Below are 21,461 nucleotides of genomic sequence, written 5' to 3' on the forward strand. Positions count from 1 at the left end.
TATTTGTATAATCTTTGTATAACATTAACCTTCTATTATTGTCAATTTTTTTATATTTTAGCCTAAACTATACAAAACTTGTATAAAGTTTTGAAATTTATAGTATAATCATATCTATATAATTTTTATGGATTAGAACTGATGGTAACTATTTCTAACAGAAAGGAGGGTACATAATGGTTTCACAATCTTCAAGTTGGCAGTATAACATCACGCAAGTATCTGAAATTACACAACTTTCTAAACAGGTTATACGAAAATGGGAAGAACGCTACCAATTAGTCCAGCCTAAACGTTTGGAAAATGGGCACCGCGTCTATTCTGAGGACGATTTACAGCAATTTTTAAAAGTGCGCAACCTTTCTTTACAAGGCTATTCCATTAAACAGGCTGTATTAAAAATCCGTCAGCAACAGTTAAATAATGAAAATTTACCCGTTTGTACGGAAGAAGAGATGAATGAATATACTAAATATTTATTGCATTACGGAGAGACATGCAATGAGTCTGAAATAAATCGAATTCTCCATCAAGCTACACATATTTTAGGCTTGGAAAAATTCCTTTCCTCTGTTGTTATACCATTTCTACGAGAGGTTGGAACTCGGTGGGAGAATAATGAATGGACAGAGGATCAGGAATCCGTTGCCACCATGGTTATACGAGATTATTTAGTTCAGATACGTAGAAATTATTATTGCCATGAGGATGCACCCCTTCTAATGTGTGCCTGCTTGCCTGGAGAATACCATGAAGTGCCTCTTCATATTTTAATGCTACAGGCAATGATAAATGGTTGGCGCGCCTTTCTTGTGGGGAGCTCTCCTGCAACCGGTACAATCGAAGCACTCGTTACCCAACTGCAGCCGAAAGTCGTTCTCCTTTCTGCAATTACGACAATACCATTTGTGCTTCACCCAGATATTATTCAGAGGTTAGATGAGTTTGCGGCAAAGCATCCCTCAATTCGTTTCTATATAGGGGGAGCTGGTGCACTTGAGCATTTAAAAAGTAACTCCACTAATTCAATAGCTGTCGTAGCAAATATAAATGACATACTGAAGGGCAAAAAATAATCCCTTTTATCCACAAACAAAAAATACAGCCCGTTATTTTTAATAACAGGCTGTAGATATTTAAAGTTATTTAGTTGTTATTCTTTCGGTTCTAAATCCTCAATTGAATCAATATCTACATAAGACGGTACAACGAATCCATTTTGGGTACCTTTTAAGTTTTCTCCCAAATCGTCTATATTTTTCTTATGCTTATCATAAAAGGCTTGGTGTGTTGTTGGTAATGCAGCTGAAAGAGAAGCATCTCCTTCTCCTGTAGCAATTGCTTGGAACATTATAGCTGGATCTACAGGAATAACATCTACTTTGTAACCTAATTCAGTAATTACTTGCTCCATGACACTGCTAGAAGCTAATTCAGAATCCCAAGTAGTTGTAACTAATTTTAATTCCTCGCCATTGCCCTGTGCAATCCCCTCTGTCCATTCATTCACTTTAGCTTCATTATTTTTAATCCACTCCGCAACTGCTGAATCAAAATCACTATTTGTAGCGTCAAGCATTACTTGTTCAACATCTTCCGGTTCCCAATAAAATCGGTCAAGTACAGTATAGACATCCGGCAAGTCTTGCTCTAGCCCTTTTCTAACGAGTGTATTAGTATACTCTTCTCCACCTAATGCACCTTTAGGGTCTTCCAGTATTTTTAAATCATAAGCAGAAAATTTCCAGTGTGGTTTCCAACCTGTGACAATAACGGGTTCCTCATTACGAATTGCTTGATCTAAAGTACCAATCATACCTGCTGTTGAGCTTTCCTGTAATGTCCACCCTTCTAAATTTTCATATTGTTCTAGTGCATCGTATGTAAGACCTGTTAACCCAGCGCCCGGCTCAATTCCAATTATTGTATAGTCTACTTATTCACTGATACTAGCAGAATCTTCTTTTGTATTTTCACTATTACCCGCGTCATCTCCACATGCTGCTAAAAATAAAGCGGAAGTAATTCCTAGTGTTAAACCAAACGATTTAAATTTCTTCATCGAATAACATCTCCTTAATATCTATGTATCTATTTTAAAAGAGTTAACATTATTTCGTTATTGTTGTCCTATTGTCTTATATGTACTTCTAACTTATTAAATAATACTTGTGTAGATTTCAAAGCTTCTACACAAGTATTATTTAAATTAGAAACTCTCTAATAGTTTGTTATTCTTTCGGCTCTAAATCCTCAATTGAATCAATATCTACATAAGACGGTACAACGAATCCATTTTGTGTACCTTCTAAGTTTTCGCCTAAATCTACAATATCGTCTTTATGTTTTTCATAAAAAGCGTTGTGAGTTGATGGTAACCATGGTGCTACAGTGACATCCCCTTCACCTGTTGCAATTGCTTGGAACATAATTGCAGGATCAACCGGTGTAACTTCAACTTCATATCCTAATCCTTCAAGGACAAGTTTGACTACACTGCTTGATGCAAATTCAGAATCCCAAGGAGTAGAAATGATTTTAACCTTCTCACCATCAGCTTGGGCGATATCTTTTGTCCATTCACTTACTTTTTCTTCGTTGTTCTCAATCCAAAGAGCTGCAGCTGCATCAAAATCACCACTATCTTGTGCATCATACATCACTTGCTCCATATCTTCCGGCTCCCAATAGAAACGATCCATTACTGTATACACATCCGGCAAGTCTTCTTCCAACCCTTTTCTTGCAAGTGTTTGAATATTTTCCGCTCCACCTAAAACACCTTTAGGGTCTTCAAGAATTTTTAAGTCATAGGCAGAGAATTTCCAGTGCGGTGTCCAGCCTGTCACAATGACTGGCTCTTCGTTACGAATTGCCTGTTCTAAAGTTCCAAGCATTCCTGCAGTTGAACTTTCCTGCAATGTCCATCCTTCCAGATTTTCGTATTCATCTAATACATTTTGTGATAGACCTGTCAATCCAGCGCCAGGTTCAACTCCGACTATCGTATAGTCTACTTGTTCACTAAGGTTATTGTTATCTCCGTTTTCACTACCGCTACCATTAGTATCATCTCCGCACGCAGCCAAAAGAAGTGCTGAAGAAACCCCTAAAGTCATCCCAAAGGTTTTAAATTTTTTCATCTTAAATATCAACTCCAAAAATATAATTTCGTCTACTCCTTCAAAAGCAACAACCCAATTCTAACAAGAGGTTGTTACTAATGTCAAACGAGTACTCTATACAGGCTTATTTTTTTGGCAACGCGCTGTTATCTAGATGACTAAGCAGTATATTGTATAAAAAAAGAAGCATCTCCATGATTGATTTGCTCAGTCATGGAGATGCTTCTATAAATAACTATTATTGTTTAATGAATTGTTGCGTCCAAATATTACCGTCCTTCACATACCCAACACCGATATGTGTAAAGTTTGCATTTAAAATATTTGCACGGTGACCTTCAGAATTCATCCAAGCTGTAACAACTTCCTGTGCTGTACGTTGACCTTTGGCGATATTCTCACCAGCTGCCTTATAGCTAATGCCTAGTGCTTTCAAACGATCAAATGGACTACCGTAAGTTGGACTTGTATGAGAGAAATAATTTTTATCTTTCATATCTTGTGATTTTTCACGTGCTGCCGCCATTAATGGTGCATGCGTTTGAAATGGTTGTAAACCGGCCTTTACACGCTCAGCATTTGTTAATTCTACAACTGCCGCTTCCATTGCATCTATGTCCGATGAATTAGATGCTACAGTGTTTGTTGGTTGTTTTGCAGGTGACTGAGTCGACGTTTGTGTTGTTTCAGTTGCTTTTGGTTGTTCTGGTGCTACTTCCTTCACTGGCGTTATTGGCTGTTCTGGTGTTGCTTCCTTCACTGGAGCTTTTGGTTGTTCTGGTGTTGCTTCCTTCACTGGAGCTTTTAGTTGTTCAACTGGCACCTCTTCAACAGTACCTTTTTCATTTTTATTGGAAACAGACTTTTTAACTTTTTTAATTTTAATTGAAATTTTTCCATCTTTAAAATGATCATTTTTAATCTCAATAAAGTTAAACACCGAGTTCCCATTATTAAAATATTTATTAGATGCTATCTTTTTATATTCATAATTTTGAGTAGATTTATATTGTGGTGTTACCTCTCCTCCAGTTGATGATGCTGCGTTAGCTGCTGGAGCTTGAGTAGCTAAAAGTGCAAATGCACAAAATGTGATAAAGCTTTTTTTCATTTTGTACGCCTCCTTTCGTACCCCTATCGTAAAATACTTTTTATTAAATTTTTTCACCAATAATTTGGAACGATACCCATTGCGAATTACGAATGCTATTAAAATGGTGTTTTGTAATATAAAAGTTGACCAATAGTTACCACTAACTCCGAAACTTTCATTCCATATGGTGTTGACAAAATTCTAATTCTCCGATTCTATACACCCATAAACAAAAAAGCAGAAGTTTCTCTTTGTGTGAGGAACTTCTACTTTTAAAATTTTTAGTTAGTTTTTAATCCATATTTTCCAAAACCATCTGTACCTTCACCAATATAATGAATTTTACTATTTTCATCTAACACATCGACTGCTTTTTTCGACGATTCAAATACCACTTTCACGTTTCCTGGAAACGCAGCAAATTTCCAGTTACCATCTGCACTTGGATCAATTGTTTTTTCAGCTAAAATATAGTCGATGATTGCTTGACGGTTTTCATCTGGATAAACTTCAACTGCAGTCGCGTTTCGTACACCTGGGAATGTTCCATTCGCACGATAGTTATTTGTCGCTACAATGAACTCCTGTGATAAATCGATCGGCTTTCCATCATATTGTAAGTTTACAATGCGGGAAGCCTTTTCATTAACTATATTTCCACTAGCATCATATTTGGCTGGTTGTGTTACATCAATTTCATAAGTGACGCCATCAATGACATCATAGTTATATGATCTGTACTCAGCATTAATTAGTTGTTGTTCATCTTCTTTATTTATATCGATTTGGTGGAATTGACCAGCAGACATTTCAAGCCATTCTTTCACATCAGCACCTGTCACTTTTAACATAGCTAATGTATTGTCATATAAATATAGGTCTGCAACATTCTTAATTGCCAACTCACCTTTTGGTACGAATGTGTAGTACTCTGGATCACTTCTCGTTCCTGCTTTAAATGGCGCACCCGCTGATAATACAGGTAGACTTTCAAATGGTGTTCCTTTAATTTTATCTTTTACATAAATCGCTTGGGCATTTGTTACAATTTGAATGGAAGGATCATCCTGCACTTGTGAGAAATAACTATGTATATTTGCTGTAGTTGTTCCTACTGCCTGACGCACATAATCAATTGTCCCTTCATGGGCTTCTTTTACGCTTTCCACAACTGCACTGCTTACATTTTCATTATCTTTTGCAATTTCACGCACGGCACCTGTTCCTGAAATCACATCCCAAGACTCAGCTTTTTTCTCAAGCTCTAAATCAATTACTCCTAGATGGCTACCAAATTTACCTGCCATTACGATAGGTATACCGTTCATTGTTCCATTATCAATATCCACATTCGGTAAAGTGCTATCTACTTTTCCTGGGAATACATCATGGGCATGTCCTGTTATAACCGCATCTACATCGCTGATTTTTGTTAATAGATAGGATACATCTTCCTCACCGATTTCATGTGTATCATCACCCATACCTGAGTGCGACAGTACAACTACTACATCCGCGCCAGCTTTCTTCATCTCTGGAACGATTGTTTTTACCGCTTCTACAGAATCATCTACCGTTACTTTTCCTTCTAAATTTGCTTTATCCCATTTTAAAATTTGTGGAGGGACAATGCCTGTTACACCAATTTTAATCATCGTACTTTTTCCTGTAGAATCAAGTACTTCTTTTTCAATCATGACATACGGTTCATACATTAATTCCTTCGTCAAAGCATTTCGTACATTCGCATTAACATACGGGAATGGTGCATCATCTGTTACTTCATCAATAAATTCTAAACCGTAATTAAATTCATGATTGCCATAAGTCGCTGCATCATAATCTAGCGCAATCATTGATGCAATAGAAGGATGGACTTCTCCTTCTTTTAATTTTTTCACGGATTGAATGTAAGAGCCAAGAGGCGTTCCTTGAATGGCATCTCCATTATCAAATAATACCGTATTCGGGTTTTCCTCACGGGCTTTTTCGATGAGCAGCGCAGTTTTTGCCAAGCCTAAACTATTCGTTGGCGCATCTTTATAATAATCATAGTTCATAATATTAGTATGAATATCCGTCGTACCTAAAATGCGCAATGCCACGGTCGTATTTGCTTCAACTGGGTTATATTCCGCTAAAAACCGCTGCAGAATCTTTTGCATTTGCATTTTCGTGACAAACTTATTCGGTTTGATCGTCCCGTCTTCAAAGCCTGTTAATAAGCCTAACTCTACTGCCTTTGCCATCTCTTGACGATTCCCAGATCCAATTTTATTCGCATCTTTAAATTGATTTAATACATTTTCGGAATATTGTTTTTCATCCTGTATACCCCTAGCTGCAATAAGGAAGGCATGTGTGCGTGTCAATTTTTCATTTGGTGCAAATTGTGTCGGTGTTTTACCTTTAATTAACTTTAGTTCCACAGCCTTTTCAATATATGGCTTCAGTGAATCGGGTACGTCCTTAAATTTAACGGATTGTCCAGAACCTACTTCTACCCCTAATGCATCAATGACTGCCTTCACAAAATCTCCGCGTGTCATTTCTTCATTGTTGGAAGTAGATGCCGCTGATACCCCAGCCATTCCACTAGTTAAAAGTGTTAATGTAAGGGCCGAAGCAGAAAGTTTTTTCCACATTTTTTTCACTCCTATTATCTAAATTGTTCAACAAGTCCATCATACTAAATTGCCAGAATAGTAGAAAAGAGCAAATTGATACATTACTATATCTAGGCAAGTAGTACTTTTTGAGAGTTAAAAAAATGCCACAAACTATTCACTTCAAGAAACGGGTACAATTTACTCAATAAATTAATTAAATTACTTGCACATCGCAAATTCCTCGGTGCTCCTGGTAGGCAAAATGGTTTGTAGGACCAAATCCATGACCAATATTCAGTGGGTAACGAATTGCTAATTGGACAAACTTTTTTGCTTCAATGATCGCTGTTTTTAATGGCTTCCCTTTCGCAATTTCTGCAGTAATTGCTGCTGAAAATGTACACCCTGTTCCATGTGTATGAATTGTTTTCAGTCTATCTGTTTTCATTTTAAAAGGCTTTTCCCCTCGAATAAACACCGTGTCAATCGCATGCTTACCCGCTAAATGACCACCTTTTATCACTACACATTGCATACCTAAATTTAATAAATATTCCCCTGCAAGCTCAATTTCCTCCTCGGTTTTGATCGTTAGCCCGGTCAATACTTCTGCTTCGGGTATATTCGGTGTACAAACCGTAGCAACCGGAAGTAGTTTTTCCTTTAAAGCTATTGTTGCTTGCTCTTTGAGTAAGCTAGCACCGCCTTTTGCAATCATTACTGGATCTACAATAAGTGGTATTTCTTTTGATTCCATTACCGAGACAATTGTTTCTACAATCTCTGCATTAAACAGCATACCTGTTTTAACAGCTTTTAAATCAAAATCATCGATTACCGCATTTAATTGATCCTTTACAAAATCAGCAGTAGCAGGATAGATTCCATGCACCCCTTTTGTATTTTGAGCCGTTAAAGCTGTAATCACTGATGTACCGAATACTCGAAGCTCTTGAAAGGTTTTTAAATCAGCTTGGATTCCAGCCCCGCCCCCACTATCGGATCCTGCTATAGTACATGCAATCATTTTTACCACTCCTAATAAAAATATTATTAAGTGACACTGCAAAAGAAAGACCCCACGTAAAATACGCGGGGTCTTAGTAAGTACATATGTATAATTGTACTTTGCTCCCTACGTCCGTATTAACGGTCAGGTTCTAAGGGTCAGGTTTTAACCTTCTCAACACAAATGTGTCCCCCTGCAAATGCATTTAATTACGTCGAGTGTATCAGAATAAAATTTACATAGCAAGTAAATGGTAAATTTTCAGATTCATAATATACTTTCTAATACGAAGTACGATTGTAAATTGCCACATCACTTATAAAAACTCAGATGAGCTATAAGCATTTCATCTGAGTTTTTATTTATTCCTTTTTTATTTCTTAACGACATTAAAGTTTGAACCGATAAGTTGCCAGTTTTGGGGGAAAGGTAAACCAAGTTTCCAGTAACCGACACCCCGTAAATTCAGTCTTTTTACTAGATTAAATTTTGCCTGAATGGAACGTGCATCTTCAAACCATACAATATGTGAACGTCCTTGCTCATCATAATAGTTAAAGTAAGGTGCCTGTGCGGTATAGTCATATTGAATGGCTGCATTATAACGTTTGGCTATTTCAATTGCACGCTGTGGACTTAATGCTTCTGCATATTCTCCCCCTTGCACAAAAGGTAACGTCCAATCATACCCATACAAATTTTGCCCAAGTAAAATTTTATTTGCCGGAATTTCCGTTAAAGCATACTGAACTACTTGTTCAACTTGAGGGAGCGGGGAGACAGCCAGAGGAGGTCCTGCTGAATACCCCCACTCATATGTCATTAGCATAACAAAATCTACTATTTCCCCATGAGCTCTATAATCATGACCGACCGTCCATTCACCTGGCTGATTCGCACTCGATTTTGGCGCCAGTGCTGTGGAAACTGTATAACCTTCAGCATGCATACGCTCTACCGCGCTTCTCAAGAAATTATTATAGGCTTCCCTTTGGTCACCTGGTATTCTCTCAAAATCAAAATGGATATCCGAAACATTCCCAATTCTTTTTGCTTCTGCAATAATATTGTCAAAAAGTAAGTTTTGTACTGCTTTACTTTGAAAAATATCACGTGCTAGCTCACTACTGAACTGATAATCTTCTAAATTCGTTATCGCCATTGCAATACTCGCATTATTTTCTGCCGCCAAACTAGGTAATGGTTCAATTACTGGTGCCTTTATTGAACCATCCCGTCCTGCTTCATAGCTGAATAGGGCTAAATACGTTAAATAGGGACTCGTTTCACGAACTTGATTTACTAGTAGCTCACTTACTTCGTCGCCTCTTGGTTCAACATAAGCAAAAATTTCAGCAGATGTTTTCGCAGCGGGTGGAATATATAAACGTGTTCCTATCATTAATAACGCGTTAGGAGATAAACCATTTACTTGTGCAAGTGTCAAATAATTCACGTTAAAACGTTGTCCTATTGACCATAAGCTATCCCCTGGTTGAACAATATAATATTGACCATTTACTGGAACCACAAGCGCTTGCCCTACAACTAAGCGATTAGGCTCAGGAATTTGATTGGCATCTACAATATTCTGTATCGTCGTTCCATAAGCTTGCGCAATTCCCCATAGCGATTCTCCTGGCTGTACAACATGAATTTGAATTGTCGGTCCTCCTTTTTCTATATACTAATTTATGAACTTAATGCTCTATTAATGCGAGAGAAAAAGTCATAAATGAATAAGAGCACTTTTTGAAATAATTTTTATACAAAACTAATTAAGATATGCGCATCCTAGCAAACTTTTTCATACTATAAATGTGAGGTGAAAAAATGCCAAGAGTTAAGTACCGAGATGCAGATGTCGATTTGATGGCAAGAATGATGCGAGCTGAGGCTGAAGGTGAAGGCAAGCAAGGGATGTTATATGTTGGGAATGTAATTGTAAATCGAGTTGTCGCGGATTGTTTAGACTTTAGAGACGTCAGAACAGTAGAGCAGGTTATTTTTCAAGTTCAGGGAAATAACTATTCTTTTGAAGCAGTTCAAAAAGGAAATATGTTTTATCAGCGCGCAAGACCTACTGAACAACGTTTGGCAAGGCAAACATTAGATTTTTGGAGAGACCATCCAGCAAAATATGCCCTCTGGTATTTTAATCCTTCAGGGGAATGTCCTCCTACATGGTATGGGCAACCATTTACAGGGCAATTTAAACAACATTGTTTTTACGAGCCTGTAGCCGGAACATGTGAAAGTGTATATATGGGATAGTTTTACCTTTCTCCATATTATTAAAGAGCCTTTAATTAAGGCTCTTTTTTATTTGAAAAGAAAATCAAGATTAACTATTTTTTGTTGGACTGCTGATTTTTGTCATGATTTGTTTTATTGTTTTTATTTTTTAGTTTGGAATCAAATTCTTCTGCAAATTCAGCTACATTGTCTTCTGGATTTCGATCATGACTTGTTTTGTTATGATGCAGTTCTTTATAAGTAGCAAAAGGATTATGTGTTCTTTCATTCAATGTCTTTTTGTTGTTTTTGCTCATTTTCTCCACCTCCTACTGATTTAATGTGCTCAGTATTGGGGGTTTTATGCCTTTTTCCATCTTCGTTTACTTCCCTACTTTTTGTGATAAAAAACTGATCTCATGCCATATTAAGAAGGAATCCAATCGAAAGGAGAATACGAAATGGGCAGAGACGACAGCACAAGCAAAGGAACTAATAAGAGGTCGTTACCTCAAACACCTAAGAATGAAAAAATTGCTCCAAACAAAATGAGAGAAGAAATCGCAAATGAATTAAATGAACTACATCGCCTTGTAGAAAAGGGTAAAAGTAACACTGCAAAAAATTATAAGTAAAAAGTAAAAGGGCCTTCACAACAGAATACTACTGTTGGTGAAGGCCTGATTTACCTCTTAACAAAGGTTAGAACTGTTTAGCTTTCGCATTAATTCTCAATATTTGGTTTTGCAGAGTAACCTCTGTTTGACCATTAACTTGAGATTTCTGATGCTTATTTCTTGTCCAGTTTTGGTGGATTTTTTGAGATTTCGGATCTAATGCACCCTTTTTGCTCATTCGTTCCGCCTCCCTATGTTTAAAGTGAAATCCAAATTAGTATGGTACGAATTACTTCATTTATTCTTAAAGCAAAGTCCTTTTTGAATTCATTTACTGGCAATTTTTTTGACGGATGGATTACTCGTCAGGATCAATACTAACAGTGAAAACAGTCCCGAAGACGGAAAGGATGAGGAACAGTGGCTAAAAAAAGTTCAGGCACACCTAGCTGGAAACAAAATCACCCGATTAGTTTACTATCCAACTCAGTTGAAAGAACAGAGCGAGCAGTAAAACAGGCAATGTCCCACCCAGAAGAATTTGCAGTAGAACATGCATTCAATTCATTGGAGCGTACCGAAAATGCACTTGCCAATGCAGAACAAAAACAGGAACATATGGATATTGTTGAGCAAAATAAATCCAAACTAGATGAACTAAAGCAAAACATCCTGGAAATTGATGAAAACTTAAATTCATAAAAGTATCCCCCCGTTCCATCACAAGTGGTAACGGGGGGATTTCATTTACATATAAAGTGCACTTAAGAAAATCCCTAATGCTTCTTCATAAATTTCACCAAACTGGCTGATTGGTAAAGGGTTCGTTCCAAGACCTAGTTCTACTGTGAAACCTGGGCGACGCCAGTCTTGAATAAACCAATCTTTATAACCAGCATAGCTTTCGATTGTCTGTATCGGCTCATATCCACTAACCCTGGAAAACTCGTTGACAAGCTGTTCTGTTTCAGGAGGTTCTAATCCCATAAACCCCCAAAAAATAACTTGCCCTTGTGTATGGAACGCCAATACGCGCGCGAAATCCCGTTCAACCGTTAGCTCGGCCATTGCAATGGACTCTGGTTGAGATAGCGGACTTTCCCCACCATAATCGCGTGGACCTGGTGTTTTCGGATTTCTTTCTCTTTCCAGTTCCCATTCAGCAGGAAACTGGTCATTCAAATCAACCCCATTAATGTTTGCTTTCCAACCAGAGAAATCCGTACTCCCCCCATTCCATTCGATTAAATTATTGCGGATTGTTGCATCTTCCGGAAGTCCGTTCAGTACTAAATCCACTCCATCCGGATTTACCATTGGCACGATATTTAAACTTGTTTGATTATACAATGGCAATGTATAAAGCCCTCGTATTGAACCATTATTCGTTAGCGACAGTAGGTACTCATTAAGAAACGTCATAACAATCGGTGTTGTAATCCACTCATTTGCATGAAATGATGCATTAAAATGGACACGTTTCTGCCCTTTTCCAATCGTGAGTCCTGGAATTTCTTTTTCTAATACAGAATTTCCAATCGGCTCATTTACTAGGAATGGGTAGATTGCCTGCAAAGTACGAATATCCTGTACCATCGTGCTGTAATCATAATTTTGTTTACCATTTACAACTAGCCATGTTACACGAACAGGTAATAGTAATTGGGTACCGACTTGAATTACATATGGACTGATACGTGGATTAACCAGAAAAATCGCATCCATCGGCAAATTAATTCTTTGTGCAATCGACCAAACGCTATCTCCCGGTTGAACCGTATATGGATTTGTTACATAACCGGGAATCTGGACAGGTTGGTTCGGGATTAGCGCCTGTGCATTTAAATTACGATTTGAATCAATAATTAGCTGATAAGGAAGATTAAAAACTTGGCTATAATACCAAAAAGAATCACCCGGTCTAACAAAAATTTCCACAAAGCTCCTCCCTCTATAAAATAATCAATAGAAAAGTATATGAATGTGGGGAATGATTATTAACACAGTTCGAGAAAACGGTTTATTATCTTCAATCGCTTTCTTTATCCCCTAATATTTCCCTATATAGTGAAATTGAGAGCAGCATTATGTTATAGTAGAATCTACTAAATTCTTATTGTATGGAGGTTCATCATGGAGACGAAAAGAATATCGCTGCATCGTGCACTATCTGAGTTAAAAATGCTTGGTGAACGGATCCAATCGGCTACGTACCGCGTAGTGCTGGCTCGAGCAAACCGAAAAAGCAACGAAAAAATTGAAGGCATGTCAATTGATGAATACAAAAAAGAAATGCAAGGTTCGTATGACAAAGTCACAAGCCTTATTCAATACCGCAATAAACTAAAGGCACTCGTTGTTGAATCAAATGCTAAAACAATCGTTAAAATTGGAGCAAATGAAATGACAGTGGCTGAAGCAATTGAACGTAAACAATCAATTGCATATGAGAAGGATTTACTGAATCATCTACGCCGCCAATATTTTGAAGCAATCGACGAAGTAACAACTGCAAATGAGGCCCTTCCAGAAAAGCTTGAAAATTACCTGATTAATATTTTGGGCAGCAAGGAAAAGCAATCATCCTCAGACGAAGTGAAGCTTCATACCGATACTTTTATGAAGCGCAATGAATATGAATTGATCGACCCGATGCAAGTAAAGAAAACCATTGACGAGCTTGCAGCAAAAATCGAGGAATTTGAGTCAGAAGTAGACGCTGTATTATCAGAATCAAACGCCACAACATTTATTGAGATCTAACTAATAATTTGCATAGCGTAGCGAAAACAGTAAACGGATCGGCGCTCGTGCTTTGACTGTGTGCGAGTTGAAACAACCAAACAGTCACTCAACCTACAATTAATAGATGAATTTTTAATAGAAAAGTTCAAAGCATAAAGGTCAAAACTGAAATATCAAATTTCAAAGCTCTTAACTTTTAAAGCTCAATGTTCAAATGATAAAGCTTATTCAAATCCTGGATCATGGTTTAGGTATGCCGATTCATGACCGTCTGTGGCTCCACCAGGCAGCTATTGTTGTGCACAAATAAGCCGAATTCGCTTTCTTGGCGATTTCGGCTTTTGTTTTACTTCCCTTTGTCGGAATCCTTGAACTTTTCAATGAAGTCAAAGATGTCTCCAGGGTAGTAAATAACAATACTGTCACTAAGATCATTTACTTTATAATGAACTTGGGTAGGGGCTACATTATTCAATACCCTATCTTGGTCTATGTAGTCAGGGTACTCTTCTATAGTAATGATATTAGATTTATAAGTCGTAGCGTTGATAGTTACAGCCAGAATAGCATTGCCATCCATAACTAACTCGTAAACACTTCCTAACTTTAAGCCTTCAACAAATTCATTGAACTTCTTTTCAGTCTTCCTTTCGATGGCTTCTTCACTTCTACTCTCTTGGTCAATGTAATAGAATGTGTAAAATACCATACCTAGTACAAATACCGTTAACACCATATTTAGTAAGATTTCCCACAACGGACTTTTCTCCTTCTTCTTGGCCATTTAACATCTCCTATTTTATTTGTTTTTTATTTTGTAGCTTCGTTATGGTTCTCATAATTTTTTGACAAAAGTCTAATAATCTTTTTGTTCTGTGAACGTATATCTTTTAATACTCTTTCAATTGATAGCATGGTAATAGTTATTATGACTACTAGTCCAAATAATAAAAAAAACACTTAATAAACGCTCCATTCTATATATATTTGCATTAAATTTTTTTACAAGTATTAAGTTGCTGTTATTGTATCATTACACGAATCAAAACCAATTATTATATTTCGTTAATTATTAGTGATTTATCTGGAGGTCCCTTTCAAATATTGTAGGCTTTTCTTATTAACCGCTTAATTTATCATACGCTAGCTACATCACGAGCTATTCCTATAAGATACCATTTGCCATCTCTTTTTTGGTAGATAAACCGCAGTGATTGGAACAAATGCTCGGATTCTCCAGGCGAATAGTATTCTACGTATTTAGCATCTGGGTAATATTCATGGATGGTATTAAAAACACCTACAAAATTCTCTGCCGGTTCATTGAACGTAATAATACTATAATCTACTTCTCTTCTTCCCCAGCTTCGTAAGAGGAACTGATGAACATATTCATCTAGGGACATTTCAAATTCTTTATCTGATTCATCTGCTCCCCATAAATATCTTGTCTCATTACTTTTACTTATCTCCTGCTTTGTTAAGTTTACATATTCCCCTCCATAGCCTTCGGGGTTACCAAAATCCGCATAGAAAGCAAAGGTAACTCCATGTTCTGGATCAACCTTTTCAGCTATTTTTTCGTAGTTAGACTCCTTTAACAGGGAGAATATCTCTTCTGTCAATGCTAATAATTCTTTTTCGGTTTCCTTTTCAGTTTCTTTGTCTTTACTGATTTTTCCGTTATTGCTATATATAGTAACCGGTTCCATTTTATTCTCGTTACAGCCGTAAAGCATTAGCAACCCTAAGACTAAAATTAAAAGACCTCTAATATTTTTCATACTACCTCCTGTTACTTTTTTGTTATTATTTGAAATTTCATTTTTTGATACTGTCCCAATTCATCTCTAAATAATATAAATTGAAGTTGCTTCGGGTAGTACAATTACCATCATGAGCTTTCGATTGAAATATTGGGAATACTTAAACCATATAATTTATTAAATTATAAAAACCTTGAAAGGCTTTATCCATCAAGGTCTTGTCTTATTATTTATTCCCGTTTTTTTATACGAATTAAAACTATCATATGGCGGATTTTACTTATATAAATTTGGTTTACTAAGGTAGCTTCTACTTTTTATTTAACAACATATTGATTAATTTTAATTTGCCATCAATTATAATTGTAATACCTTCGACTTGTTCACCCGTTTTTCATTCTTAAAGGTTTCCGACAGTATACTTATTTTATCTTTGCTCATTTCTTCCCTCTGTCATTCTCGAAATTTAGCAAATCAATTTCATTTTCATCATACCAGTACTTTTCTGCTCTATCTATGTATGATAAAAAATCTTCGTAGCGTCCTGTCCAATTTTCAGGTACAAAATCCTCGTAGGAAGCTGGTTCTGAATAAAGGGAGTACAATTCTCTTTTATCGAAATTTATGTATAACGAAGGCATAAAACTATAAAAAGTGTCCTCTTTCGTTTCAGTAAGTAAGTTTAACTTAAGTCTTTCTCTTAATTCTTTTGTTGAAACAGCATACTTCGCCATTCTTGGCGCAAATTCTGCATATGAATCCTCATCTAATATATCTATGCTTTTCCTTTCATCATCTTCTTCGATAAATGGACCAGTATATGCAATTCCCATTTCTTTAAATTTCTTTTTATATGCCTCTTCTAGTTTTTTTCTATCTAAAAACCAAATATCTTTTTTGGAAACATACCATTTGAAATGATTATTAATTAATACACCTACAATAATATTCTCAAGTGCTTTAGGTACTAATAACAATTATTTCACCTCCGTCTATTGATTCACCCTTTTTGGCATGCATTTATTTACTCTATCTCTTTGTTTTATAGGATCTGTTAACCGTTGTTTCCAACACACTACTTCGCGAACTAACTTCTCAATTAAGAAATACAATATGGCAATTTAAAGTAACTCCACTCCAACTTGTTTATAAAATTTAACTTTTAATTTCTCATCTCCTCCCACATTTATTACCATAACTTTGCCATCTTTTTTTATACTTGATACATTATTTAATTCACCTGAAAATACTATAGAATCATTAAATGTAATGGTTAGACTACTCGTTTGTTGATATACATCTAAGGTTAAAATCACCTTGAAATTTTGGTCATCTTTGTAAGTATAAATTAATTCTCCATCATCTATATTACCTGATATACTAACCGGCTCACTTTGAAAAAGTTCTAATAGATCGTATTCATCATACTTTATAAACATTCGTATTCATCCTTTTATTGCTTATTTCGGTATAACTGTGATAACATCGCCTGATTCATTTATAATTACTTTGACATCCTTTGTTTCATGAACAAACGTTCCGCTTCTATTACCAGGTGTCTTTCTCGTATTCATTATAGCGTCTTCAATAACTGAAGGTGGAATATTTCTTGGATCAACATATTTTTTGATAAAGTCACTAAATTCTTTTGTTTGTGGCTTATATCCTAATTCTTCAGCTTTCCCACGTTACTATCTACAATCTTATCAATTGCTTTTGGGATTTTCAAAACTTTTCCTATCGGGATGAAGGATGCTAGCGCAATACCTTTATCAAGGCCCGAAGCATCTTTATCAGTGAGCGTGTTCACGTCGTCCAATCTTAAGAAATCCAACAAACCTTTTCCGACTTTGGTAGCGCCACTTCCGACATCTCCTAGGAAATTAAGAAAACCATTCGCCTCTTCTTTCACATTATCTACTGTTGTGGCTGTAGCGGAAAGCTCTTTTGCGACTTCTTTTTCTTTTTGCTTCATAAATGAAACGAAATTTGTTGAAACCATCGCACCCCATAGCCCGAAAGTACCTAAAGGTTGCTGACCATTTTGATAAAGGCCAGGGAATGTGTACGGATTCGCTCCTCCGATTCCTCCAGGATTAAATAGTGGATTCATATTAATCACTTGATCCAGCGATTGCGTTCGATAGGCCAGTGCAATCATTAACGGATTCTGACTAGCGAATGACTGCCATTGTTCTGCCGGGAAGTGAACATCTGTTACTCCTTCTGCCATCATCGTTTCTATGTTGGTAATCCATGTTTTCATATGCATCAGGTCTGTTTGAGACACATCGATGACTCCGCCAAAAGATGAAGGGGATTGTCCAGAAATATACCTGATATACTCTATTAGTAAAGTATCTTCCATGTCGTCCAAAGTTTAAATTTCTAAAAAGACAAAAACACTTGTTACCTAAAAGGCAATCAAGTGCTTTATAGCTAGCTATATAAAGTAATTCATTATTATTCTTATCTTTAAACCAACGAGCCTGTTTAATTTCGTAAGTTTTTTGCTTTGTTCCCTATAACAAAACATCGTATTTTTAAAATGTCATCTCGCCTAATTATCATTCGTATTTATATAATTACGAAAAATTCAGCCCTTAAATGTAACTCTCTATGAGTATCCATTATTCAGATTCATATAAGTTATTAAAGAACTCAGTAAAATTACCTGCAAGTATAAACATATTGTCCATTTCGTCTTCGGGTTCTATATCATGAATCCAAAAATATACTTTTCCCTGATACTCTCCATTAACTCCTAATAAAATCTCATTTCCCCCAGGGTCATTACCAATTGAAATAAAATCTTCTGGTATTTCTCCTTCTAAAACCTCAAAAACTTTACCTAAATTACTTTTCATATCGCCAATTCCATAAAACTTATTGACTAAACTTTCTCCTTCATCATCAGGGAGTTTAAAGTTAGATTCCTGAGGAAATCCTCCATTGTATTTTAGTAGAAAATCAACATATTGCTTAGGTAGCGTAACTTCATACTCTTGTTCAAATTGTTTTATATCCTGTAAAGAAATTTTTGGATTTACACTAAGCATTTTTGTCATACTCTCACTCCTATATCATTACTTATTTTTCCCATTAACCTTTGATTGACCACCAATGTGCCTAAACTCTCTGTGGATATCCTCATCTACTAGCATCATAGTTTTTCCATCTTCATGATGATGCCACGTATAACCGTCTGGCGGCCTTCTAATATCTATTATTGGTGGATCAGTATCTTTTGTAAGTTTAGCTGCTGTGTTTGCATTTTCAAAATCTTTCGGATTATTTTTAGGGGAATGAACTTCTATTTTTACAGGCTTAACATTTGGATGCATAAAAGGTGTAAAATCTGGGTAACCATTCGGGTAACTTACTGATGTTCCAGTCTTGTTAGTATAAGTCCAAGTATCATTATCTTCGATAGAGATACTTCCACCTTTTTTATACCACTTTTCAGGTATTGGAGAGTTCATTGGTTTAGTCTCCAATATCTCTTTAGTGAAATCTTCTATTTTCAACTTGTTACCTTTACCCGTCCCCTTCCCAACAACCTCATCCACATCACTCTTCTTAACAACCGCACCCACATTACTATCTACAATTTTATCAATTGCTTTAGGGATTTTCAAAAATTTCCCTACTGGAATGAAGGATGCTAACGCAATTCCTTTATCAAGACCCGAAGCATTTTTATCAGCTAGCGTGTTCACGTCGTCCAATATTAAGAAATCCAACAAACCTTTTCCGACTTTTGTAGCGCCACTTCCGACATCTCCTAGGAAATTAAGAAAACCATTCCCCTCTTCTTTCACATTATCTACTGTTGTGGCTGTAACGGAAAGCTCTTTTGCGACTTCTTTTTCTTTTTGCTTCATAAATGAAACGAAATTTGTTGAAACCATTGCACCGCTGAGCCCGAAAGTACCTAAAGGCTGTTGACTGGTTAGATAAAGACCCGAAAGTGTGTATGGATTCGCTCCTCCGATTCCTCCAAGATTAAATAGTGGGTTCATATTAATCACTTGATCCAACGATTGCGTACGACTGCCAGTGCAATCATTAACGGATTCTGACTAGCGAATGATTGCCATTGTTCTGCCGGGAAGTTAACATCGGTATGAATATTGAAAACATAAAAAAGCACTCGTCGCCTAATATAGACTATCAAGTGCTCATAGTTAACTGAATCCATAAATTCATAAAGTAGCTGTACTCCAACTTGTTTATAAAAATTAACCTTATTTCTCTTCTTCCCCCACTATAATTTTCATAGCTTTTTTTATTCTTGTTATATAATTTCTTGATGGTACAACCAACAAGAGTTTTTGATTTTCTTTAATTTCATTTATAATTCTTGCTAATTATCTATCTTAAAAATCTTCTTCCCAAGCTTCTTTTGCATCAAATAACCTTTGTGATAAAAACTCATAAAAATTTTCTGCCGAATTATAGTCATCAAGTCCTCCTTGCTTATTCCACGCTATTACTGGGCATTCATTATTATTCTCCACATTGCTTGTATCCAAACAATAAGCATATTCATCTATATCTTCAATAACTACTAAATTCTCACTCATTCCTAAATCCCTATAACGCTTCGTTTCTATAACAACAGTAGCAATATTAGACTTAGCCACTCCTAAAATATCTACACCATATAATCCACCAGACCCATAATTATTTAAAAACCACTTATAACTTTCTGGCAATTTTAACTTTAGGGTATCTTGAACATAATTAATCTGTTTTCCATCTACACCTCCAGTAAAATCATCTGGTTCCATATTTTCCTTAATAAAAATGGTTAATTCTTCTTTATTCATTCAGAATTTCTCCTTTTACAATTCACCTTTATCTATTTGTTTAGCTCTCCATCTCCAATATTTCGATCTAAAGTTTTCATATTGTTTTTTCAAAACAGGATCATTTCTAAAGCTTCCTCCATTCTCCACTAAACCATGCAATATTCTATCATATTCTTTATGCATACTACTCGGGAGCTCCACCATTGATCCGGGTTCTCTTTGGATTAGATGATGAAGTTCTATTTTTGTCCCATCTTTCCAAATTGGAGGTCTTCACTCTTCATTAATTGATAATTTGTCTTACCAGTTTTAGAGTCAACTCTCTCGTAATCAATATCTCTCCTTTGAAAAACTCGTCTGCTAGTATCCCTTACTTCTCCATTAATTTTAGTATTTCCATTATATTTTACAGCCTTATAGTTATTATATTCCTTACCCTTCCCAACGACCTCATCAACATCACTCTTCTTAACAACCTCACCCACGTTACTATCTACAATTTTATCAATCGCTTTCGGTATTTTCAAAAATTCCCCTATTGGAATGAAGGATGCTAACGCAATACCTTTATCAAGGCCCGAAGCATTTTTATCTTCTAGCGTGTTCACGTCGTCCAATAGTAAGAAATCCAACAAACCTTTTCCGACTCTTGTAGCACCACTTCCGACATCTCCTAGGAAATTAAGAAAACCATTCCCATCTTCTTAGTACGAGCTTTGTCATTCTCGTGTGCAAAATATAAATCGAGTAGTTAGGGTGTGGTTGTTTATTTAAATGTCACTGTAACCAAACTCATAAGTTTGCTAACCATCATGGTTTTTTGATTCAAAAGTGATTTTGTTTCTAATCATAAAATTCTTAAAGTTAAAAAACCTTGAAAGGCATATAGCCAATCAAGGTTAAATAACTACTCAACATTTACTGAAACAAATGTAGTTTCATCACTTGGAAAGTCATCAGGGAATGCATTGCATATTAATTCTTTCGTTATTATTTGATATAAAAATTCTACCATTGGAAGTGAGTAAGTATAATACTCTGGTGATCTCGATTCATACACCACAATTTTCCATTCGGCAGGTTTTCCATCTGTTAACCAGTACAATTCGTCACCATTATCCGTGTATGCCCATGGAAGTATCCCCCCACTTGAAGGGTAAACATCATGTTTATAATATTGTGGGAAATTTTTCTTAGATTGAATATATGCATCTGTCATTTCCTTCTGCCTAACAAGATAATTTACATTTTCATCATTTACAAAAGGAGTTAATATCCACAAGAAATTGTCAATACCACCCGTACCATAAGTTTCAATAAATTTTACATAATCTGAAGGCAGTTCCGTACCAAGAGTGTCAAAAAATTTTTGCCATTGTTCTTTATCCCCAGTTTTTTGTGGAATTTTTGGCGGGGGGAGTATTTTAATTAATTTATCCAAATAAATC

The 21,461-nt window shown here is 36.0% G+C and carries 27 protein-coding genes and 1 riboswitch; of the genes, 5 read left to right on the forward strand and 22 right to left on the reverse strand.

Features of this window, described 5'->3' with window-relative positions:
• Positions 1 to 176 precede the first annotated feature (176 nt).
• Entirely contained in the window at positions 177 to 1,076 is a 900-nt protein-coding gene (locus tag H9635_RS11425) for a MerR family transcriptional regulator (RefSeq protein WP_191700410.1), read from the forward strand.
• A gap of 77 nt (positions 1,077 to 1,153) precedes the next feature.
• On the opposite strand, the gene H9635_RS11430 is transcribed toward H9635_RS11425, so the two are convergent.
• The 7 genes from H9635_RS11430 to H9635_RS11455 all read right to left on the reverse strand — a co-directional run bounded on the left by H9635_RS11430 (position 1,154) and on the right by H9635_RS11455 (position 9,499).
• Positions 1,154 to 1,924 carry a glycine betaine ABC transporter substrate-binding protein gene (locus H9635_RS11430; RefSeq protein ID WP_318245209.1) on the reverse strand — a complete coding sequence of 257 codons (771 nt, stop codon included), beginning with the start codon at positions 1,922 to 1,924 and terminating at the stop codon, positions 1,154 to 1,156.
• Between the two features lie 12 nt (positions 1,925 to 1,936).
• Complete coding sequence (locus H9635_RS19495; RefSeq protein ID WP_318245205.1) at positions 1,937 to 2,062, reverse strand: hypothetical protein; 126 nt, start codon at positions 2,060 to 2,062, stop codon at positions 1,937 to 1,939.
• Positions 2,063 to 2,231: 169 nt separating this feature from the next.
• Complete coding sequence (locus tag H9635_RS11435; RefSeq protein WP_191700411.1) at positions 2,232 to 3,143, reverse strand: glycine betaine ABC transporter substrate-binding protein; 912 nt, start codon at positions 3,141 to 3,143, stop codon at positions 2,232 to 2,234.
• Positions 3,144 to 3,363: 220 nt separating this feature from the next.
• Complete coding sequence (locus H9635_RS11440; protein ID WP_191700412.1) at positions 3,364 to 4,236, reverse strand: CAP domain-containing protein; 873 nt, start codon at positions 4,234 to 4,236, stop codon at positions 3,364 to 3,366.
• 263 nt (positions 4,237 to 4,499) lie between these two features.
• On the reverse strand, positions 4,500 to 6,863 hold the full coding sequence (locus tag H9635_RS11445) for a bifunctional 2',3'-cyclic-nucleotide 2'-phosphodiesterase/3'-nucleotidase (protein ID WP_191700413.1): 2,364 nt from the start codon (positions 6,861 to 6,863) through the stop codon (positions 4,500 to 4,502).
• A gap of 178 nt (positions 6,864 to 7,041) precedes the next feature.
• Positions 7,042 to 7,854, reverse strand: a complete 813-nt coding sequence (gene thiD / locus H9635_RS11450) for a bifunctional hydroxymethylpyrimidine kinase/phosphomethylpyrimidine kinase (protein ID WP_191700414.1) — start codon at positions 7,852 to 7,854, stop codon at positions 7,042 to 7,044.
• Positions 7,855 to 7,942: 88 nt separating this feature from the next.
• A riboswitch (TPP riboswitch) is annotated at positions 7,943 to 8,041 on the reverse strand.
• A 168-nt stretch (positions 8,042 to 8,209) separates the two neighbouring features.
• On the reverse strand, positions 8,210 to 9,499 hold the full coding sequence (locus tag H9635_RS11455; RefSeq protein WP_191700466.1) for a LysM peptidoglycan-binding domain-containing protein: 1,290 nt from the start codon (positions 9,497 to 9,499) through the stop codon (positions 8,210 to 8,212).
• Between the two features lie 170 nt (positions 9,500 to 9,669).
• On the opposite strand from H9635_RS11455, the gene H9635_RS11460 reads away from it, so the two are divergent.
• A complete protein-coding gene (locus tag H9635_RS11460; protein WP_191700415.1) occupies positions 9,670 to 10,110 on the forward strand; it encodes a cell wall hydrolase in 441 nt (146 codons plus the stop codon).
• 74 nt (positions 10,111 to 10,184) lie between these two features.
• Here H9635_RS11460 and H9635_RS11465 read toward each other — a convergent pair whose 3' ends face one another.
• The gene (locus tag H9635_RS11465) at positions 10,185 to 10,388 is read right to left on the reverse strand and encodes a hypothetical protein (RefSeq protein WP_191700416.1); all 204 of its coding nucleotides are present in this window, start codon (positions 10,386 to 10,388) and stop codon (positions 10,185 to 10,187) included.
• A gap of 144 nt (positions 10,389 to 10,532) precedes the next feature.
• Between H9635_RS11465 and H9635_RS11470 the strand changes: the two genes are divergently transcribed.
• Positions 10,533 to 10,706 carry a hypothetical protein gene (locus tag H9635_RS11470; protein ID WP_191700417.1) on the forward strand — a complete coding sequence of 58 codons (174 nt, stop codon included), beginning with the start codon at positions 10,533 to 10,535 and terminating at the stop codon, positions 10,704 to 10,706.
• Positions 10,707 to 10,773: 67 nt separating this feature from the next.
• Here H9635_RS11470 and H9635_RS11475 read toward each other — a convergent pair whose 3' ends face one another.
• A complete protein-coding gene (locus tag H9635_RS11475) occupies positions 10,774 to 10,926 on the reverse strand; it encodes a YpzG family protein (RefSeq protein WP_191700418.1) in 153 nt (50 codons plus the stop codon).
• Between the two features lie 182 nt (positions 10,927 to 11,108).
• Here H9635_RS11475 and H9635_RS11480 point away from each other — a divergent pair, with 182 nt between their 5' ends.
• Entirely contained in the window at positions 11,109 to 11,390 is a 282-nt protein-coding gene (locus H9635_RS11480) for a hypothetical protein (protein ID WP_191700419.1), read from the forward strand.
• Positions 11,391 to 11,435: 45 nt separating this feature from the next.
• Here the strand turns inward: H9635_RS11480 and H9635_RS11485 are convergent, their stop codons facing one another.
• A complete protein-coding gene (locus H9635_RS11485) occupies positions 11,436 to 12,626 on the reverse strand; it encodes a M14 family metallopeptidase (protein ID WP_191700420.1) in 1,191 nt (396 codons plus the stop codon).
• A 195-nt stretch (positions 12,627 to 12,821) separates the two neighbouring features.
• Between H9635_RS11485 and H9635_RS11490 the strand changes: the two genes are divergently transcribed.
• Positions 12,822 to 13,451 carry a hypothetical protein gene (locus tag H9635_RS11490; protein WP_191700421.1) on the forward strand — a complete coding sequence of 210 codons (630 nt, stop codon included), beginning with the start codon at positions 12,822 to 12,824 and terminating at the stop codon, positions 13,449 to 13,451.
• A gap of 328 nt (positions 13,452 to 13,779) precedes the next feature.
• On the opposite strand, the gene H9635_RS11495 is transcribed toward H9635_RS11490, so the two are convergent.
• From H9635_RS11495 to H9635_RS11550, 12 genes are all read right to left on the reverse strand, one after another.
• Positions 13,780 to 14,217, reverse strand: a complete 438-nt coding sequence (locus H9635_RS11495) for a hypothetical protein (protein WP_191700422.1) — start codon at positions 14,215 to 14,217, stop codon at positions 13,780 to 13,782.
• Between the two features lie 352 nt (positions 14,218 to 14,569).
• Positions 14,570 to 15,217 carry a hypothetical protein gene (locus tag H9635_RS11500; protein ID WP_191700423.1) on the reverse strand — a complete coding sequence of 216 codons (648 nt, stop codon included), beginning with the start codon at positions 15,215 to 15,217 and terminating at the stop codon, positions 14,570 to 14,572.
• 419 nt (positions 15,218 to 15,636) lie between these two features.
• Positions 15,637 to 16,176 carry a hypothetical protein gene (locus H9635_RS11505; RefSeq protein ID WP_191700424.1) on the reverse strand — a complete coding sequence of 180 codons (540 nt, stop codon included), beginning with the start codon at positions 16,174 to 16,176 and terminating at the stop codon, positions 15,637 to 15,639.
• 144 nt (positions 16,177 to 16,320) lie between these two features.
• Positions 16,321 to 16,638 (reverse strand): hypothetical protein, encoded by a 318-nt coding sequence (locus H9635_RS11510; protein WP_191700425.1) that lies wholly within the window; start codon positions 16,636 to 16,638, stop codon positions 16,321 to 16,323.
• Positions 16,639 to 16,865: 227 nt separating this feature from the next.
• Complete coding sequence (locus H9635_RS11520; RefSeq protein WP_191700472.1) at positions 16,866 to 17,465, reverse strand: hypothetical protein; 600 nt, start codon at positions 17,463 to 17,465, stop codon at positions 16,866 to 16,868.
• Between the two features lie 364 nt (positions 17,466 to 17,829).
• Entirely contained in the window at positions 17,830 to 18,267 is a 438-nt protein-coding gene (locus H9635_RS11525; protein WP_191700426.1) for an SMI1/KNR4 family protein, read from the reverse strand.
• Between the two features lie 18 nt (positions 18,268 to 18,285).
• Positions 18,286 to 19,230 carry an HNH endonuclease gene (locus H9635_RS19270; RefSeq protein ID WP_318245210.1) on the reverse strand — a complete coding sequence of 315 codons (945 nt, stop codon included), beginning with the start codon at positions 19,228 to 19,230 and terminating at the stop codon, positions 18,286 to 18,288.
• Complete coding sequence (locus H9635_RS11535; RefSeq protein ID WP_191700427.1) at positions 19,227 to 19,400, reverse strand: hypothetical protein; 174 nt, start codon at positions 19,398 to 19,400, stop codon at positions 19,227 to 19,229. Before H9635_RS11535 ends, H9635_RS19270 begins: the two co-directional genes overlap by 4 nt.
• A gap of 178 nt (positions 19,401 to 19,578) precedes the next feature.
• Entirely contained in the window at positions 19,579 to 20,031 is a 453-nt protein-coding gene (locus H9635_RS11540; RefSeq protein WP_191700428.1) for an SMI1/KNR4 family protein, read from the reverse strand.
• A 15-nt stretch (positions 20,032 to 20,046) separates the two neighbouring features.
• Positions 20,047 to 20,277, reverse strand: a complete 231-nt coding sequence (locus H9635_RS19275) for an HNH/ENDO VII family nuclease (protein WP_318245211.1) — start codon at positions 20,275 to 20,277, stop codon at positions 20,047 to 20,049.
• Complete coding sequence (locus H9635_RS19280; protein WP_225231262.1) at positions 20,253 to 20,621, reverse strand: hypothetical protein; 369 nt, start codon at positions 20,619 to 20,621, stop codon at positions 20,253 to 20,255. The genes H9635_RS19275 and H9635_RS19280 overlap by 25 nt, the downstream gene beginning before the upstream one ends.
• A 299-nt stretch (positions 20,622 to 20,920) precedes the next feature.
• Complete coding sequence (locus H9635_RS11550) at positions 20,921 to 21,454, reverse strand: SMI1/KNR4 family protein (protein WP_191700429.1); 534 nt, start codon at positions 21,452 to 21,454, stop codon at positions 20,921 to 20,923.
• Between the last annotated feature and the right edge of the window lie 7 nt (positions 21,455 to 21,461).

Origin of the sequence: Solibacillus faecavium (assembly GCF_014836905.1) — a bacterium.
Classification (GTDB): Bacteria; Bacillota; Bacilli; order Bacillales_A; family Planococcaceae; genus Solibacillus; species Solibacillus faecavium.

Excerpts from the sequence above, each read along its gene's own strand:
- H9635_RS11425 (WP_191700410.1), top strand. The coding sequence starts at position 177 with ATGGTTTCACAATCTTCAAGTTGGCAGTATAACATCACGCAAGTATCT.
- H9635_RS19495 (WP_318245205.1), bottom strand. The coding sequence starts at position 2,062 with ATGAAGAAATTTAAATCGTTTGGTTTAACACTAGGAATTACTTCCGCT.
- H9635_RS11435 (WP_191700411.1), bottom strand. The coding sequence starts at position 3,143 with ATGAAAAAATTTAAAACCTTTGGGATGACTTTAGGGGTTTCTTCAGCA.
- H9635_RS11440 (WP_191700412.1), bottom strand. The coding sequence starts at position 4,236 with ATGAAAAAAAGCTTTATCACATTTTGTGCATTTGCACTTTTAGCTACT.
- H9635_RS11445 (WP_191700413.1), bottom strand. The coding sequence starts at position 6,863 with ATGTGGAAAAAACTTTCTGCTTCGGCCCTTACATTAACACTTTTAACT.
- thiD (WP_191700414.1), bottom strand. The coding sequence starts at position 7,854 with ATGATTGCATGTACTATAGCAGGATCCGATAGTGGGGGCGGGGCTGGA.
- H9635_RS11460 (WP_191700415.1), top strand. The coding sequence starts at position 9,670 with ATGCCAAGAGTTAAGTACCGAGATGCAGATGTCGATTTGATGGCAAGA.
- H9635_RS11465 (WP_191700416.1), bottom strand. The coding sequence starts at position 10,388 with ATGAGCAAAAACAACAAAAAGACATTGAATGAAAGAACACATAATCCT.
- H9635_RS11470 (WP_191700417.1), top strand. The coding sequence starts at position 10,533 with ATGGGCAGAGACGACAGCACAAGCAAAGGAACTAATAAGAGGTCGTTA.
- H9635_RS11475 (WP_191700418.1), bottom strand. The coding sequence starts at position 10,926 with ATGAGCAAAAAGGGTGCATTAGATCCGAAATCTCAAAAAATCCACCAA.
- H9635_RS11490 (WP_191700421.1), top strand. The coding sequence starts at position 12,822 with ATGGAGACGAAAAGAATATCGCTGCATCGTGCACTATCTGAGTTAAAA.
- H9635_RS11495 (WP_191700422.1), bottom strand. The coding sequence starts at position 14,217 with ATGGCCAAGAAGAAGGAGAAAAGTCCGTTGTGGGAAATCTTACTAAAT.
- H9635_RS11500 (WP_191700423.1), bottom strand. The coding sequence starts at position 15,217 with ATGAAAAATATTAGAGGTCTTTTAATTTTAGTCTTAGGGTTGCTAATG.
- H9635_RS11510 (WP_191700425.1), bottom strand. The coding sequence starts at position 16,638 with ATGTTTATAAAGTATGATGAATACGATCTATTAGAACTTTTTCAAAGT.
- H9635_RS11520 (WP_191700472.1), bottom strand. The coding sequence starts at position 17,465 with ATGAAAACATGGATTACCAACATAGAAACGATGATGGCAGAAGGAGTA.
- H9635_RS11525 (WP_191700426.1), bottom strand. The coding sequence starts at position 18,267 with ATGACAAAAATGCTTAGTGTAAATCCAAAAATTTCTTTACAGGATATA.
- H9635_RS11535 (WP_191700427.1), bottom strand. The coding sequence starts at position 19,400 with ATGGATTCAGTTAACTATGAGCACTTGATAGTCTATATTAGGCGACGA.
- H9635_RS11540 (WP_191700428.1), bottom strand. The coding sequence starts at position 20,031 with ATGAATAAAGAAGAATTAACCATTTTTATTAAGGAAAATATGGAACCA.